Source organism: Quatrionicoccus australiensis (assembly GCF_020510525.1).
Taxonomy (GTDB): domain Bacteria; phylum Pseudomonadota; class Gammaproteobacteria; order Burkholderiales; family Rhodocyclaceae; genus Azonexus; species Azonexus australiensis_B.
Genome location: NZ_CP075188.1, coordinates 1,750,830 through 1,765,363, shown reverse-complemented (window position 1 = coordinate 1,765,363; position 14,534 = coordinate 1,750,830). Strand labels below are relative to the sequence as shown.

Genomic DNA, 14,534 nt, shown 5'->3' with positions numbered 1-14,534 from the left:
TGTCCAGTCGACCTTTATTATTTGTTCGATTGAAATTCCATTTCATCTAAGCGGCCAAATGTCCTCCAGCGACATATCGGAAACAGGCTTACTACAACTCCACCCAAAATAATAAAAACAATCAAACAGCCCCGCCACGTACTCGTTGAAGAACCATTTCCTCTCGGGCTCAACCTTACTTTCATCAACGAAGTGGCGCCGAATGTGCCAATGCTCTATATCCCACATCAAGTCATTGAGCTTTTCGCGCAGTTCATCTGGAAGCGCTTCCGCCAAATGCGAGTGCATACGAATCTCGCGATGCAATTGCGATATTGCTGATAGTACAACCGGGTCTGAAGGCTCGTCCAGCAAGGCTTCCCAGCGATAGTATTGATCGCAGGTTTGGCGCGGCAGGGCAATAAAATTTCGCCAGGCCCCGTCTCTGCACTTGCCCCCGTGTTCATCGGCAACGATCACTTTTGCTATGCCCCCCTCCGACTCAATGCGGCGTTCTCCATGCCATTGGTCGCAGGTTCCGCACTGGCGACGCATGCACGACAGCGACAGCACCACATGCTTGCTCATACCGCACCTCCTTCAACTGGCTGAATTGGAGGCCCGCTCTTCGTGGGCCTCCCTCCCTTATGGCCTCACCTCACTCACTTGAGCCGAGGTGCTCGTGCCTACCTGGCGCAGGTGATTACGACGATCCTTCACTCGAATTTCCTTACCCAAAAACCGCAAATTCAAATGCTCGGGCGGGCTAACGACGCGCAGATGCTCATTGCACTCACCCAACAACTCATCCCTCAACTTCATCAACAACTTGCCCAGGTGGTTCTCACCCACCAACCCATCATCACCCCTAACCTTTCCCCAGTAGGTATCCCGCTTACTGGAGATCTCAACAATCTCTTTTCCTTCCGCCACTCTCAACAACTTCCCGAACTTCACCCAATGCCACAGCAACTTCACCCTCAAACAGAACTCCATCACCTCCAACTGAACCTCTTCCCAATCCTTCCTTACTTTTCCCCTATTAACCTTACTCTTGGCAATCATCTTGCAGTGAATCGGACTCGGTTTAGAGAGAATCGACATCTGCACATCAGGATGATCCGGGAACTTCAAAGCTTGGTAGAGATGCTCACTGGTCAGAACGCGAACCCCATTCACGGCAATCGGGAATTCACCACTCATGTTCGACAGACCACCGAATGCCTCATCGGTCTTGAGGAAGCTGACAATATCCACACCCATACCAATCTCCTTGACATATGAACTTGTAAAAGAACAAATTGGCGCTTTACTGCTGGCCAGGAGTTCACTGTAGGAGTTATTGGCGACATATGGCGTCGTTAACTATTGTTTGAATGAACAAATCTAAATCGCTTGATGGGAGATCAGCAGCATGGGTGATATTTCCTTTACCGATGTAAAAGGGGATTACGGCTGGCTTGGAAACATGAGCCCGCACATCGTCAAATACAACGACGAGTGGTACCGGACTGCAGAGGCGTTGTTTCAGTGCATGCGGTACGAAGGGTTTCCGCTAGTTCAAGGTGAGATCAAGGCAGCCAAGAGTCCAATGACGGCCAAAATGGCGGCAAAGAAGCACCGAGCGCTTATTGCAGACAAGGAAAGTGCTACTGACTGGGAAGCCAAGGACTTGGCACGGATGCGCGAATGCCTGCTACTAAAACTCAAGGCTCACCCTGATTTGAAACGTCGCCTCTTGGGAACGAAGAATTCGCGAATTATTGAAGACTGCACCAAGCGTCCGCGCGGTAGCGGCATTTTTTGGGGCATGGCGCGAATCGAAAAAAAGCTACCGGATGGTACGGTCGTTACCGACTGGCAGGGGCGTAACGAACTGGGTAAGTTGTGGATGGCGATCCGCGAGGAACTGAAACAGAACGCTGGCTAACCCTAGGCTGACTGAGTCCCCCAATGGAGGGAAATAGGCATTAACCCTTTCGCAAGAGGAATCTGGCATTCTCCGGAAAAGTCGAAACGCGATTTTGCTTCGTGAATTTTGATGAAGCATTGGCGCTTCCCCCGTGGCGGGTTAACGTCAAATTCATGATCGTAATCTCGATGCAACAACAAGATTGTGTCGGCCACGGCCTCAATGAATCCCGAACGTGGAAGATCTGCCAGGCTAGGTTTGATGTCGTGGCGCCGATCAACCTGTGCATCTAGTTGGGAAAGGATAAGTAACGGCGTATTCAAATCGACAGCGAGGTCGTGTAGTGCCCCAAGGGCGTTAAAGCGCGCCTCACTGAGGTTGCACTGATTGCCAACAAATGAGAATGCGTGGAAATCGTCAATCACAATCAAACCCAGTGGGCGACCGAAATGCTTTGCATGTTGGCGCGTACGTTCGATGCAGGACTCAATGTCGCCGCGAGGGTTTGATTCAATTGCCAGTAGCGCACTGTGCAAGGTAGCAAGCCCGCTAGAGATGTTTTGCCAATCGCTTTCGTCCAGTTGGCCGGTGCGCATCCGATAGCTATCAACACCCGATGTACAGGAGAGGAGACGCAACCCTACTTCCTCTACCGTGTTGGTCAGCGAATGAAACACCACCGGTTGGCCCAGTGTTCCAGCAATATGCTCGACGATTTTCAGTGCCAAGGCATAGCGTCCGCTGCCCGGCCTTCCTGCAATAACAATAAGCTCCCCTGCCTGTAGCCCGAGCGTTAGGCGATCAATTTCCGGGAAACCTGTCGAAACACCAGTCAATAGCAATTCTCCGGATCCCGACTTCAGTTGGCGGTCAATCTGGCTAACGACTGACGATAAGACTTCACCGATATTAGGACGACAGCACTCGCTAGCCAGTTGCGGCAATTCGAAATCTTCCATAATGAGTTTTCCTAACTGTGCGCTTAGTGAAGAAAGCCCATCGCCTGCATATTGGCACCAGGCTTCAGGCGGCATTCGTTTTCTAGCTCTGACAGGAAATCGCCGGGGGCCAGCGTTTCTCCGAGTAGGCCTGCCTGACGTTTTACGACGGCAAAATCACCGGGGGCCAGGTTATCCAGTTGCAGCAGGCGATTGCGTAAAGTTGAGTTCAGCTCGTCTTCAAGGCCATCGAGTGCTTCTTGCACAAACAGTTTGATCCGTTGTTCCGGCCGCAGTGCCTTGAAAGCAATTTTGAAGGCAAATCGCCGAAGGGCAGCCACATCGATCTGTTCGAACAGATTGGTCGCGCAGATGAAGATACCGTCGAAGCGCTCAATCTGCTGCAGCAGTTCATTGACCTGGCTGACCTCCCAGCTGCGCTCAGCCTGTTCACGATTACGCAGAAAACTGTCCGCTTCATCGAGCAGCAGCACAGCTTGTTCAGCTCGCGCTTCCTCGAACATCGCAGCCAGGTTCTTTTCTGCATCGCCCAGCCATTTACTGAGCAAGTCGGAGGCACGGCGGGCTATCAATGGGCGTCCAAGCGTCGTAGCAACATGTTCGGCCAACGCTGTCTTGCCGGTTCCTGGCAAGCCATAGAAGCAGAGACTGCTGACCGGTTTCCGCTTTAGTGCTGTGATGATCCGATCAACGCTGTAGCGACTGTCGAGATTCAGGTAATCGAGCGAATAGCCAGTAGCGTGTGGCCGTATGAGGCTCTCGCTGGACTGCCCAAGGGCCCTTTGACATTGGCGGATCACTCGGTGCGCTAGTTGCTCGGCCGCCTCGGCTTCTTTCTGCCCGGCCAACAGGACGACGCGAGCGGCATTCTCCATCAACGCGGGCGTCAGTGCGGTGTTGGTGGCAAGTTGGTTGATGAAATCGCTGCGCATACCGGTATTGCCCAGATAACGCTGCGCAATGGCCTGGCGGATATGTAGCGGCGGCGTGCGGATTTCGAGGTGATAGGAAAAACGGCGTAGATAAGCCGGATCCATTTGCTCGATGTCGTTGCTGATCCAAATCACCGGAACCTGATTGTTTTCAAGCGTCTGATTCATCCACGCCTTCCCTGTGGCTGCATAGCGTCGGGTAATCGATGGGCGGGTGGGGTCGAAACGCTCCGGAAAAACATCTTCGATCTCGTCGAACAGGATCAGTGAGTCCTTGCGCTTGGCGAGAAACTTCTCGGACATTTGGAGGAAGGCTAGGCGCTCTCCCTTGTGAATGGGTTCGCCGTTTTCAAAGTGGTTGGCGACTTCATAGAGACGGGTATTAAGTGACTGTGCCAGGGCTTTCGCAAAGGCCGTTTTGCCGGTACCCGGTGGACCGTAGATCAGTAAATTAACACCTCTGCTCCGTTGTTCCATTGCCCCTTGCAGATACAGGGTGAGCGCGGAGAAGTCATTGGCGAGATGCGGGAAATCGCTAGCCAAGAGGTTGCCGGGAATCGCCGGCTCCAGAAAGTGTCGGACCAGATCGGCAACCGAGTCGTGCGTTTCAGCAAAGCAGGCATGACACCATACTTGGAGCGTCAGCAACTCGTACAAGTCGCCAGCCACCTCGGGGCGTTTCAGGAAATTCAGGTTGCTCAGCATCCCGCTTTGTTTAAATGCTTCGCGCACAGCCGATTCATCTACCGAAAGGAGATAAGCCAGCATGGATGTGCCATCAGACTCGTTTGCAATTGTCGTCCACTGCAACATACTGCGTACGGCATTATTCTGGCTGGCCACTGCGGCGAGATGGAGCAGCACGGCTTCTTCCATGGAAAAGCCAAGTAGATGCTGCAACATCAGAACGTTGTCCTGCACCGTATCGGGTTCGCTGGCGAGACTTTCATCAAGCGCTTGCTGTGATGCGGCTAGCAGACGATTCAAGGCTGCCGGTTCGAATTTACGGAAGGCCTTGAATGCTTGCTGGGTGTTGTAATCCCCTTCGGACGACAAGTGCTCCCAGGCCTGTTGAGGGGAAAGCTGCGCTAGGGCCTCGCGCTCCTCCTCCGGTCCTTCATAATAGAAAATGAATCGCTTGAAGCTGGTTTCACACCATTTCAGATGAGGCGCTGTAATTTCTACAAAACGTTCCGGACTTTGGGCGAGAAAGTCGTTACGCACCTTCCCCTGGGCCATGCGTATGGCCCATAAGGCCGCCTGTCGGGCCTGTAACGACGAGGGGATCGTGGCGCGCTCGAGACAAATTCCGTGGGATTGGGCACGGCGTTGCTGACGTTTCATCATGTTCTCCAGCTGATCTAGTGAAAAGCATAATGGGTTTTAATGGCGACATTTAGTGTCGTTATTTTTTCGTGGCAAGTACTGCCCGAAGTGGGGACGGTTTGTTGAAGGCGAGGTAGAAACCCTTGGCCAAGTTGTCTATCAATCAGACTCCGATCAACAACCAAGGAGTCAGAAATGGAACTCTCTGAGAAACGAACCTCGTGGAACAAAGGCAAGCTCGTTGGCCAGAAGCCCCCCTTCAAGCCAAAAGACATTTGGGCCATTTGAATCTATCTTCAGAATACCCATGCTATTCGTGATATCGCCATGTTCAATCTGGCCATCGACAGCAAGCTGAGAGGCTGCGATCTCGTCAGTCTACGTGTGCACGACATCGCTCACGGGAGCCAAATTCTCTCCAGAGCGATGATCATTCAAAGCAAGACCCAGCGACCCGTGCAGTTCGAACTGACAGAGCCGACGAGAGTCTCCGTTGCCGCGTGGCTGGAAAAATCCCGGCTACGGGGAGATCAGTTTCTTTTTCCCAGCAGGGTGGAGAAATCACCACACATCTCGACCCGTCAGTATGCAAGGATTGTCCATCACTGGGCCGATGCCGCAGGACTCGATTCAGCCATCTACGGGACGCATTCCATGCGGCGAACCAAGGCAACTTTGATCTACAAACGCACCAAGAATCTGCGAGCAATTCAACTTTTGCTTGGTCACTCAAAGCATGAAAGCACGGTTCGCTACCTCGGTATCGAAGTAGACGATGCCCTGGAAATCTCCGAGCAAACTGAAATCTGATAGGCAACGAGCGGCCGCCATGTGCGACCGCTTTCCCTACGATTGTAGACTGATGCGTAAGTGCCAGCCAACGTCTGGATTGGCCGACAAGCCGGCATTAACAGTGCGGCAAACTCCTCGCCCCTGGAACCACAGCCATTCCGGATCGCCAGCCGCCTGCAGTCAAACACTCTCCGCCCTACAACCCCCGCGCCCACGCCGGCCGCAGGTGCGCCTGCTCGGGCGTGGCAATTGCCTGACGGACTTGCGCCAGCAGGCGGTCCTTGTCGGCACCGAGCGTGCCTTTGAGGACCAGCCAGTTCGAGGCGTGGTCGCTGCGAAAGACGGTGCGGCGTAGTTCGAGGCCGGACAGGAAGCGTTCGGTTTCGACGAAGAGTTCGTGCTGGTCGAGCGGCTCCCAACCGGGAAAACCGGCGCGCAGGCGCTGTTCACCGTGCGGGAAGCTGACCACCAGCGTCGCCAGGTATTCCGGTTGCGTGGCGTTGATCAGGCGCGCCGACTGGTCGGCGTGCTGCGCGCTCAGTGCCTTGCCGCCGAGGCCGTTGAGGATCATGACCGAGCGGGTGATGCCGGCATTCCCCAGCTTGTCGAGCGCTTCACGCGTGGTTTCGTAGGTTTCGCCCTTGTCGACCGCTGCGAGCACAGCGTCGTCACCCGACTCGGCACCGACGTAGACCATTTTCAGGCCGGCCGTGGCGAGCTGGTTGATTTCTTCCTGGCTCTTCTTGCGCAGGTTGCGCGGCAGGCAATAGCTGGAAATCCGCCGCACCGCCGGCATGTGCGTCTGGATCGCTGCGAGGATGCTGAGCAGGCGCCGCGTCGGCAGGACCAGCGCATCGCCGTCGGCAAGAAAGACGCGGCGCACCTGGTCGCCATAGCGCAGGCCGGTCAGGCGGATGCTTTCCAGCACTTCTTCTTCGCTGCGCGCCTTGAACTGTTTCTGCGGCGCGGTGTACATCTCGCAATAGGTGCATTTGTTCCACGAACAGCCGTCGGTGACCGGCAGGATCAGCGAGTCGGCTTCGCTCGGCGGACGGAAGACCGGCTCAACGTAGCGGATCGGAATCATCGCTCAGACCGTGACCTTGGCGATGAAGGCGGCTGGTGCTGCGGTCGGCTTGCGGATGGCGTAGTCGAAGAAAACGATGCCGTGCTTGCCGCGCGCCACTTCGCGCCCGGTTGCCTTGTCGCTGAGGCGCCAGACCAGGTCGCAGCCGAACTTGTTGAAATCGTTGGCGCCCATCTCGATGACCAGCGTCTCGCCATGAAAAGCTTCCGACTTGTATTGCGCCGCCACGTCGGCGACGACGATGCCGACGCCCTCGATATCGAGTTCCGTGTAACCGAGCGCCTTGAAGAAGCGGACGCGCGCTTCGGCGACCAGCGAGATCAGCGCGGCATTGTCGAGATGGTGGCCGTAATTGATGTAGCTGATGTAGATGGGGACTTCGGTCGAGAAGCTGAAACGTTCGGGCAGATCGATCTTGATGCGCGGCATGATGGTCGGGAGAAAATGAATGAATCCGGATTCTAAGGGCAGCACCGGCGCGCGACCAGCACAGAGCGTTTAAACTAGCGCCTTCGGCGTCTGCCTGCCAGCGCCCCAAGCACATTGCCAGGACCCGCCAGTGAGCCTTTCTTCGACGATCGTCAAGTTTCTGACCCTGCCCCTCACCACGGCCAATTACCGTGAGCAACCACGGCGAACGTTCCTTGCCGCCGGGGTCGATGCCTTCCTGCTTGGCTTCCTGGTGATTTCGGTCATGCTGCTGAGCGTGCTGCCCGGCCTGCCGCCGCTCGATGTCGTGACCGACTATCAGCCGAAGATCCCGCTCCGGGTTTATAGCGCCGATGGCGCGCTGCTCGCCGAATTTGGCGAGGAACATCGCGACTTCGTCCCTATCCAGGACATCCCGCAAGTCATGAAGGATGCCCTGCTGGCGATCGAGGACTCACGCTTCTACGAACATGGCGGCGTCGACTACCGCGGCGTCGCACGAGCGCTGGTTGCCGACCTGACCGGCGGCTTCCACCAGGGTGCCTCGACGATCACCATGCAGGTGGCGCGCAACTTTTTCCTGACGCGGGAAAAGACCGTTTTGCGCAAGTTGACCGAGGCGCTGCTCGCCTATCGCATCGAATCGGCGCTGAGCAAGGACCAGATCCTTGAGCTGTACATGAACCAGATCTACCTCGGCCAGCGCACGCACGGCTTCGCCAGCGCCGCGCGCACCTATTTCAACAAGCGCCTGCCCGAGCTGACCGTCGCTGAAGCGGCCATGCTGGCCGGCATTCCGCAGAACCCGGCCAAGCGCAACCCGGCGGTCAACCCGGTCCGCGCCAAGGCACGCCAGATGCTGGTTCTGAAGCGCATGCTGCAGATCGGCAAGATCAGCGAAGCGCAATACAACGAAGCCGTCGCCCAGGCCCTCAAGGTCAATGACCGCCAGCTGTTTGCCGTGCATGCCGACTATGCCGCCGAACTGGTCCGCCAGGAGCTGTACGCGCAATACAAGGGCGATGCCTACACGCGCGGCTTCAATGTGTACACCACGCTCATCGCGGCCGAGCAGAACGCTGCCTACAACTCGCTGCGCAGCAACGTGCTCGCCTACGACCAGCGCCACGGCTACCGCGGCGCCGAGGATTTCATCGAACTGCCGGACGACGAGGACGAGCGCGACGACGCCATCGACCGCATCCTGGCCAAGCACCCGAACAGCGACAACCTGATCGCCGCCGTGGTCACCGAGGTTTCCGCCAAGCGGATACGTGCGGAGCCGGCCTCCGGCGACACCATTGAAATCAACGGCGACGGCCTGCGTTTTGCCGCCCGTGCCCTGCAGACCAACGCCAGACCGGATCAGCGCATTCGCGTCGGCTCGGTGATCCGCGCCAGCCGCGACGGCAAGGGACGCTGGATGATCGGCCAGATGCCGGAAGTCGAGGCAGCCTTTGTCGCGCTCAATGCCGAGGACGGCTCCTACCGCGCCCTGGTCGGCGGCTTCGACTTCGCGCGCAAGCAGTTCAACCACGTCACCAGCGCCTGGCGCCAGCCGGGATCGAGCATCAAGCCCTTCGTCTATTCGGCAGCGCTGGAAAAGGGCTATTCGCCGGCCACCCTGGTCGACGATGTCCCCATCTCGTTGCCCGGCGGTGAAAACGGCCAGGCCTGGGAGCCGCAGAACGATGACGGCTACGACGGCCCGATCAGCCTGCGCCGCGCCCTCGCCCGCTCCAAGAACATCGTTGCCGTGCGCCTGCTGCGCGCCATTTCGCCGCAGTATGGCCGTGACTATCTGCAACGCTTCGGCTTCGACCCGGCCAAACACCCGGCCAACCTGACCATGACGCTGGGCAGCGGCTCGGTCACGCCGCTGCAGATGGCCGGTGCCTACGCCATCTTCGCCAACGGCGGCTACAAGGTCGCGCCGCACCTGATCCAGAAGGTCACCGACGCGCGCGGCAACGTGCTGCGCGAAACCCCGCCGCCGCCCGTGCGCCAGGACGAGCAGCGCGTCATCGACAGCCGCAACGCCTTCATCATGGACAGCATGCTGCGCGAGGTCGCGCACAGTGGCACCGGCGCCCTGGCCGGCGCCCGCCTCGGCCGCCCTGACGTCGCCGGCAAGACCGGCACGACCAGCGATGCCTTCGATGGCTGGTTTGCCGGTTACGCCGGCAATGTCGTCGCCGTCGCCTGGATGGGCTTCGACCAGCCGAAATCGCTGGGCGGCCGCGAATTCGGCGCGACGCTGGCGCTCCCGATCTGGATCGACTACATGCGCCAGGCGCTGGCCGGCAAGCCGCTCAGCGAAAGAACGCCGCCGGCCGGCGTTTCCTTCGTCGATGGCGACTGGATGTACGACGAATTCAACGGCGAGGCCGGCATCAAGACGCTGGACATCACCGCACCCAGCGTCCAGCCCAACGACGCAATCATCCAGCCGCTATCGGGCGGCTGATTCCGCATGCCGGCCGCCAGCGCCCGGGTGGTATGCTGGCGGCTTCACCTCGACGAGTAAGAAGCTTGGCAACTTATCTGGCCTTTCTGGTTCTGGCACTGCTGATCGGTGTCTTTTACTTCATTTACCGGCGGTCGACCGCTACCGCCGAAGCAGCGGATGACGAAGATCTGCAACGCTTCATGATCGCCAACCGCGAACTCCACCTGGAGCGTATCGACCCCGCCACCTGGGACACCGCCATCCAGCTCGCGCATGGCGACGAAGGCGTTGCCCGCGCCCGTTACATCGAGCTGCGGGTACGCCAGATGAAGGAAAAGGCGGCCGCCGTAGAAGTCTGATCAGCGCCTCCGCGGCACTTCCGAACAAGCAAAAGAACTAAGCGCCGAGCGCGATCCGCCCCGCCTTATCAAAGGATTCCGCCATGCCCCCGCGCAAAATTGCCCTTTTCGCACTGTTGACCGCCCTGCTCCCCTGCATCGCTCATGCCGAGCCGGCGCCGGTCCGGAGCGTCGCGCAGATCGACCTGAAGCGTTATGTCGGCAAGTGGTACGAGATTGCCGCCTTTCCGATGTATTTCCAGCGCAATTGCATTGCCGACACGACGGCCGAATACACGCTGCGCCCGGATGGCGAGCTGACGGTCGACAACCGCTGTCGCACCGAAAGCGGCGTCGACCAGGCAACTGGCCGCGCCTGGGCGGTCGACGGTGCCGGCGCGGGACAATTGAAGGTGTCCTTCTTCTGGCCCTTCCGCGCCGATTACTGGGTGATCGGGCTTGATGTCGATTACCGCTGGGCCGTGGTCGGCAATCCGAATCGCAAATACCTGTGGATTTTGTCGCGCACGCCGCAACTGCCGGCCGCCGAACTGGAACGCGCCCGCCAGGCGGCGAGCGCCCAGGCTTATGATCTCGACCAGCTCAAAACCACCCGCCAGACGGAGACCGCACCATGAGTAGCATCGACCACCAACGCCTCAACAAGATCGTCGCCGACGCCCGCAAGGCGGCCGACCAGCGCGCCGAGGGCTATCGCGAACGCGCCCTGAAAATCTACCCGTGGATCTGCGGCCGCTGCGCGCGCGAGTTCACGACCGCCAACCTGCGCGAACTGACCGTGCATCACCGCGATCACAATCACGACAACAACCCGAACGACGGCAGCAACTGGGAGCTGCTCTGCCTCTATTGCCACGACAACGAGCACCAGAAGCAGATCGAGGCCGACCGCGGCTATACCGACAGCAGCACGCGCGGCGGTGGCGCCACGCACAACCCGTTTGCGGCGCTGCAAGGCTTGCTCAAGGACAAGAAGTAATGGCCGAGCAGCATCACCTCGCCTTCAACACGCACGGCCGCGGCGCCGTCGAGATTACCGATGACATCGCCGCCATCGTGCGCAGCGCAACGGTCAAGATCGGCATTGCCCATGTTTTTGTGTGCCACACCAGTTGCGGCCTGGCGATCACCGAGAACGCCGATGCCAGCGTGCGGCGCGATCTCGAAATGCTGATGCAGCGCTGGGCGCCGGACGGCGATGCCGCATACCGGCACGACATGGAAGGCGACGACGACATGGCGGCGCACGCCCGCTCGCTGCTCACCGGCACCTCGGTAAGCGTGCCCTTCGCTGACGGCAAACTGCAGATCGGCACCTGGCAGGGCATTTACCTGTTCGAGCACCGCACGCACGGGCATCACCGCGACATCGTCGTCACCCTGCTCGGGTAAACGAAAAACCGGCCGACCTGAGCGGTCGACCGGTAAAAAACAGCCTTTTTTGCCGCCGGCTTACCTGGCCGCTTCGGCTTCCTTCTTCTCTGTCGGCGGATGGAACTCGGCCGGGGTGGCGCCTTCGACATTGGCTTCGCCGATCGACTGATTGACCTCGGGCAGCTTGTGGGCGATGCCCTTGTGGCAGTCGATGCAGGTCTTGCCTTCGTTGAGGCCGGTCTGGTGCATGTTGGAAGAACGCCGACCCTGCACGCCGTAATCGAAATACTCGAAGTTGTGGCAGTTGCGGCATTCGCGCGAATCGGTCTTCTTCATCCGTTCCCACTCATGCTTGGCGAGTTCGAGACGCTTGGCGTTGAATTTCTCCGGCGTGTCGATGGTGCCGAGGATCTTGTGCAGGACTTCGTTGGAAGCCTGGATCTTGCGGATCATCTTCGGGCCCCACTCCTTGGGCACGTGGCAATCCGGACAGGTGGCGCGTACCCCGGAGCGGTTCGAGTAATGCACCGTGTTCTGGTATTCGACATAGACGTTCTCCTGCATCTCGTGACAGCCGATGCAGAAGGCTTCGCGATTGGTGTACTCCATCGCGGTGTTGAACGCCCCCCAGAACAGCACGCCGGCCAGGAACAGGCCGAGGATCAGGAAGGGCCCCGTCTTTTTCACCCAGGCCAGCAGGCGCCCGACGAAGGTGGCCGGCTTTTGCTTATTGTTTTCCATTGTTTTTCTCCGCTCGGGTTGGGATCAGCGCATGCCTTCGGCGGCTTTGAACTTGTTGCCGACCAGCGGCTTGGCATCGGCCTGCGGCACATGGCACTGGACGCAGAAATAGCGGCGCGGCGAAATGTTCGAGAGCTCCTGGCCTTCACGCGTCTTGAAGTGGGTCAGCGAGACCTTGGTCGCGCCGGTTTCCTTGTAGCGGTTCCAGGCGTGGCAATCCATGCACTTGTTGTACTTCATGGTGATGTTGTAACCATCGATCTTGTGCGGAATGATCGGCGGCTGCTGCAGGTAATTGCGCTCGATCGGCGCGCTGTCCTTGGTGCCCTTGAAGGGATCGGCGGACTCCGTATCGGGGGCCTGGATTTCTGCGCCACGCAGGGATTTCAGCCCGCTGTCGGCGGCGGCACTGACGGCCGGCGAGACAAACAGGGATGAGGCCAGAAACACTGCCAGCAAGGCAGCAGGGAACAGGCGGCTCGGGTTTTTCATGAATCGCTCCTTTGGTCGAACCGATGGGTAAAGTGAAAGACATTCCGGCCGCAGACGTCGATGCAGCGGCCACAATTGGTGCAATCCCGGTCGAGGATCAGCGGGCTGTCCTGACCGGCTTTTTTCAGGGCCGGACGGATCACCTGCGGCTCCGGACAGACCGTGAAACAGTCCATGCAGTCGTCGCAGGCGCCGCGCTGGTCGGCCGTGATGCGTAACAGGGATTTCTGCCCGAGCAGGCCGTAGAAGGCGCCCATCGGACAGAGATGACCGCACCAGCCGCGCGAGGCGACCAGCAGGTCGTAGGCAAAGATGGCGATGACCACGGCGAGGCTGCCGCCGAGGCCGAAGATCAGGCTGCGCTGCACGATGGTCACCGGATTGACCGCCTCCCAGACCAGCGACGAGGTCGCCGCGGCGGCGAGCAACGAGCCGGCCAGCACCCAGTAACGGGTGTTGGCATCCGGCACGCGCCCCGACTTCAGGCCGAGGCGACGGCGCAACCACGCAGCGGCGTCGGTCACCGCATTGACCGGGCAAACCCAGGCGCAATACAGACGACCGCCGAACAGGGCATAGAAGGCGACGACGATGGCGGCACCGATCAGCGCCGTGGCGGCCGGCATGAAACCGGCAGCCAGGCTCTGCACGAAAAGATAGGGATCGGTCAGCGGCAGCACGCCCAGGGTCAGCGAGGACACCAGGTTGCCCTTGGCGATCCAGACGCCGAACCACGGCCCGGACAAAAACAGCGCCAGCACGGTCAACTGTGAAATACGGCGCAAAATCAGCCAGCGATGCGCCCCGAACCAGCCCTTGACGCGTACGGCCTCGGCACCCGGTCTCATGGTTTCCATCCTGAATTGAGGCCAGCGGCCGGACCGTCCACGCGGCTGTCGCCATAGGCCTTGCCTTCCATGCCGCGCACCGGCATTTCGACCTGATCGCCGATCAGCGAACCGCCATGCTTGGCCTTTTCTTCCCAGCCCTTGCGGTAATGCTCGGGCAGCTTGCCCCTGGCCAGGGAAATCGGCATCACCTTGATCGCCGGCTCGGGCAGGACGCAGGCCTTCTCACACTTGCCGCAGCCGGTGCAATGATCCGAATGCACCGTCGGCAGCAACATCGCATGCCGGTCGGAACGCTGGTTATGCACGTTCTCCAGCGTGATCGCCTGGTCGATCACCGGGCAGACCCGGTAACAGACGTCGCAACGCAGACCGAGGAAGTTGAGGCAGGTTTCATGGTCGGACAGCACCGCCAGCCCCATCTTCGCTTCATGGATGTCATTGAGCTTGGGCGTCAATGCCCCGGTCGGACAAGCCTTGACGCAGGGAATGTCGTCGCACATCTCGCAGGCCACCTGGCGCGCCGTGAAGAACGGCGTGCCATTGGCGACCGTATCGCCGAACGGCGCCAGCTTGAGCGTGTCGTACGGACAGTCACGCACACACAAACCGCAACGAATGCAGGCCGCGAGGAAATCCTCCTCGGCCAGTGCCCCCGGCGGGCGCAAGGCCTGGGCCGGATTGGCTGCCGCCGGGCGCCCCGCCATCACGGCGCCCAGCGTCAGCAGGCAGCCGGTGCCGGCTGCGGCTGCGATGCTGTTGAGAAATTTCCGGCGCGCCACCGAAGTCGGTGCAGCGCCGGGTTTTCCTTGCAGCTTGGCGGTGGGATCGGTTTGCACGGTCGACTCGCTCAAT

The 14,534-nt window shown here is 59.3% G+C and carries 17 protein-coding genes; 7 read left to right on the top strand and 10 right to left on the bottom strand.

Annotation, left to right across the window (positions count from 1 at the left end; all coding sequences use genetic code 11):
* Window positions 1-42: 42 nt before the first annotated feature.
* Together KI612_RS08310 and KI612_RS08305 are read right to left on the bottom strand one after the other, a co-directional pair.
* Window positions 43-567, bottom strand: coding sequence for a hypothetical protein (locus KI612_RS08310; protein WP_226443342.1), 525 nt, complete (start codon window positions 565-567; stop codon window positions 43-45).
* A gap of 57 nt (window positions 568-624) precedes the next feature.
* Window positions 625-1,242, bottom strand: a complete 618-nt coding sequence (locus KI612_RS08305; protein ID WP_226443341.1) for an NADAR family protein — start codon at window positions 1,240-1,242, stop codon at window positions 625-627.
* A 151-nt stretch (window positions 1,243-1,393) separates the two neighbouring features.
* Here KI612_RS08305 and KI612_RS08300 point away from each other — a divergent pair, with 151 nt between their 5' ends.
* Window positions 1,394-1,909, top strand: a complete 516-nt coding sequence (locus KI612_RS08300) for an NADAR family protein (protein ID WP_226443340.1) — start codon at window positions 1,394-1,396, stop codon at window positions 1,907-1,909.
* A 2-nt stretch (window positions 1,910-1,911) separates the two neighbouring features.
* On the opposite strand, the gene KI612_RS08295 is transcribed toward KI612_RS08300, so the two are convergent.
* Together KI612_RS08295 and KI612_RS08290 are read right to left on the bottom strand one after the other, a co-directional pair.
* The gene (locus KI612_RS08295; RefSeq protein WP_226443339.1) at window positions 1,912-2,850 is read right to left on the bottom strand and encodes a DnaB-like helicase C-terminal domain-containing protein; all 939 of its coding nucleotides are present in this window, start codon (window positions 2,848-2,850) and stop codon (window positions 1,912-1,914) included.
* Between the two features lie 23 nt (window positions 2,851-2,873).
* The gene (locus KI612_RS08290; protein WP_226443338.1) at window positions 2,874-5,126 is read right to left on the bottom strand and encodes an ATP-binding protein; all 2,253 of its coding nucleotides are present in this window, start codon (window positions 5,124-5,126) and stop codon (window positions 2,874-2,876) included.
* Window positions 5,127-5,435: 309 nt separating this feature from the next.
* Here KI612_RS08290 and KI612_RS08285 point away from each other — a divergent pair, with 309 nt between their 5' ends.
* Complete coding sequence (locus KI612_RS08285) at window positions 5,436-5,918, top strand: tyrosine-type recombinase/integrase (protein WP_264180834.1); 483 nt, start codon at window positions 5,436-5,438, stop codon at window positions 5,916-5,918.
* Between the two features lie 178 nt (window positions 5,919-6,096).
* On the opposite strand, the gene KI612_RS08280 is transcribed toward KI612_RS08285, so the two are convergent.
* Both KI612_RS08280 and KI612_RS08275 read right to left on the bottom strand, forming a co-directional pair.
* A complete protein-coding gene (locus KI612_RS08280; protein WP_226443337.1) occupies window positions 6,097-6,987 on the bottom strand; it encodes a radical SAM protein in 891 nt (296 codons plus the stop codon).
* 3 nt (window positions 6,988-6,990) lie between these two features.
* Window positions 6,991-7,416: an acyl-CoA thioesterase gene (locus KI612_RS08275; RefSeq protein ID WP_226443336.1), complete on the bottom strand. Its 426-nt coding sequence runs from the start codon at window positions 7,414-7,416 to the stop codon at window positions 6,991-6,993.
* Between the two features lie 130 nt (window positions 7,417-7,546).
* On the opposite strand from KI612_RS08275, the gene KI612_RS08270 reads away from it, so the two are divergent.
* The 5 genes from KI612_RS08270 (at window position 7,547) to KI612_RS08250 (ending at window position 11,616) form a co-directional block, all read left to right on the top strand.
* The gene (locus KI612_RS08270) at window positions 7,547-9,883 is read left to right on the top strand and encodes a penicillin-binding protein 1A (protein WP_226443335.1); all 2,337 of its coding nucleotides are present in this window, start codon (window positions 7,547-7,549) and stop codon (window positions 9,881-9,883) included.
* A gap of 65 nt (window positions 9,884-9,948) precedes the next feature.
* Entirely contained in the window at window positions 9,949-10,224 is a 276-nt protein-coding gene (locus KI612_RS08265) for a hypothetical protein (protein WP_226443334.1), read from the top strand.
* Window positions 10,225-10,307: 83 nt separating this feature from the next.
* A complete protein-coding gene (locus KI612_RS08260) occupies window positions 10,308-10,841 on the top strand; it encodes a lipocalin family protein (RefSeq protein WP_226443333.1) in 534 nt (177 codons plus the stop codon).
* The gene (locus tag KI612_RS08255) at window positions 10,838-11,203 is read left to right on the top strand and encodes a YajD family HNH nuclease (RefSeq protein WP_226443332.1); all 366 of its coding nucleotides are present in this window, start codon (window positions 10,838-10,840) and stop codon (window positions 11,201-11,203) included. Before KI612_RS08260 ends, KI612_RS08255 begins: the two co-directional genes overlap by 4 nt.
* Complete coding sequence (locus tag KI612_RS08250) at window positions 11,203-11,616, top strand: secondary thiamine-phosphate synthase enzyme YjbQ (RefSeq protein ID WP_226443331.1); 414 nt, start codon at window positions 11,203-11,205, stop codon at window positions 11,614-11,616. Before KI612_RS08255 ends, KI612_RS08250 begins: the two co-directional genes overlap by 1 nt.
* Before the next feature lie 60 nt (window positions 11,617-11,676).
* Here KI612_RS08250 and KI612_RS08245 read toward each other — a convergent pair whose 3' ends face one another.
* Genes KI612_RS08245 through napG form a run of 4 tightly spaced genes read right to left on the bottom strand, consistent with a single transcriptional unit; the run spans window position 11,677 to window position 14,518 of the window.
* The gene (locus KI612_RS08245) at window positions 11,677-12,339 is read right to left on the bottom strand and encodes a NapC/NirT family cytochrome c (RefSeq protein WP_226443330.1); all 663 of its coding nucleotides are present in this window, start codon (window positions 12,337-12,339) and stop codon (window positions 11,677-11,679) included.
* Window positions 12,340-12,363: 24 nt separating this feature from the next.
* Window positions 12,364-12,831 carry a nitrate reductase cytochrome c-type subunit gene (locus KI612_RS08240; RefSeq protein WP_226443329.1) on the bottom strand — a complete coding sequence of 156 codons (468 nt, stop codon included), beginning with the start codon at window positions 12,829-12,831 and terminating at the stop codon, window positions 12,364-12,366.
* Window positions 12,828-13,688: a quinol dehydrogenase ferredoxin subunit NapH gene (napH, locus tag KI612_RS08235; RefSeq protein WP_404818084.1), complete on the bottom strand. Its 861-nt coding sequence runs from the start codon at window positions 13,686-13,688 to the stop codon at window positions 12,828-12,830. Before napH ends, KI612_RS08240 begins: the two co-directional genes overlap by 4 nt.
* A complete protein-coding gene (gene napG, locus KI612_RS08230) occupies window positions 13,676-14,518 on the bottom strand; it encodes a ferredoxin-type protein NapG (protein ID WP_404818083.1) in 843 nt (280 codons plus the stop codon). The genes napH and napG overlap by 13 nt, the downstream gene beginning before the upstream one ends.
* Between the last annotated feature and the right edge of the window lie 16 nt (window positions 14,519-14,534).

Coding starts and splice junctions, on each gene's coding strand:
- KI612_RS08310 (WP_226443342.1), bottom strand. CDS start 567: ATGAGCAAGCATGTGGTGCTGTCGCTGTCGTGCATGCGTCGCCAGTGC.
- KI612_RS08280 (WP_226443337.1), bottom strand. CDS start 6,987: ATGATTCCGATCCGCTACGTTGAGCCGGTCTTCCGTCCGCCGAGCGAA.
- KI612_RS08275 (WP_226443336.1), bottom strand. CDS start 7,416: ATGCCGCGCATCAAGATCGATCTGCCCGAACGTTTCAGCTTCTCGACC.
- KI612_RS08245 (WP_226443330.1), bottom strand. CDS start 12,339: ATGGAAAACAATAAGCAAAAGCCGGCCACCTTCGTCGGGCGCCTGCTG.
- KI612_RS08295 (WP_226443339.1), bottom strand. CDS start 2,850: ATGGAAGATTTCGAATTGCCGCAACTGGCTAGCGAGTGCTGTCGTCCT.
- KI612_RS08305 (WP_226443341.1), bottom strand. CDS start 1,242: ATGGGTGTGGATATTGTCAGCTTCCTCAAGACCGATGAGGCATTCGGT.
- KI612_RS08285 (WP_264180834.1), top strand. CDS start 5,436: ATGTTCAATCTGGCCATCGACAGCAAGCTGAGAGGCTGCGATCTCGTC.
- KI612_RS08250 (WP_226443331.1), top strand. CDS start 11,203: ATGGCCGAGCAGCATCACCTCGCCTTCAACACGCACGGCCGCGGCGCC.
- KI612_RS08255 (WP_226443332.1), top strand. CDS start 10,838: ATGAGTAGCATCGACCACCAACGCCTCAACAAGATCGTCGCCGACGCC.
- KI612_RS08290 (WP_226443338.1), bottom strand. CDS start 5,126: ATGAAACGTCAGCAACGCCGTGCCCAATCCCACGGAATTTGTCTCGAG.
- KI612_RS08260 (WP_226443333.1), top strand. CDS start 10,308: ATGCCCCCGCGCAAAATTGCCCTTTTCGCACTGTTGACCGCCCTGCTC.
- KI612_RS08300 (WP_226443340.1), top strand. CDS start 1,394: ATGGGTGATATTTCCTTTACCGATGTAAAAGGGGATTACGGCTGGCTT.
- napH (WP_404818084.1), bottom strand. CDS start 13,688: ATGGAAACCATGAGACCGGGTGCCGAGGCCGTACGCGTCAAGGGCTGG.
- KI612_RS08240 (WP_226443329.1), bottom strand. CDS start 12,831: ATGAAAAACCCGAGCCGCCTGTTCCCTGCTGCCTTGCTGGCAGTGTTT.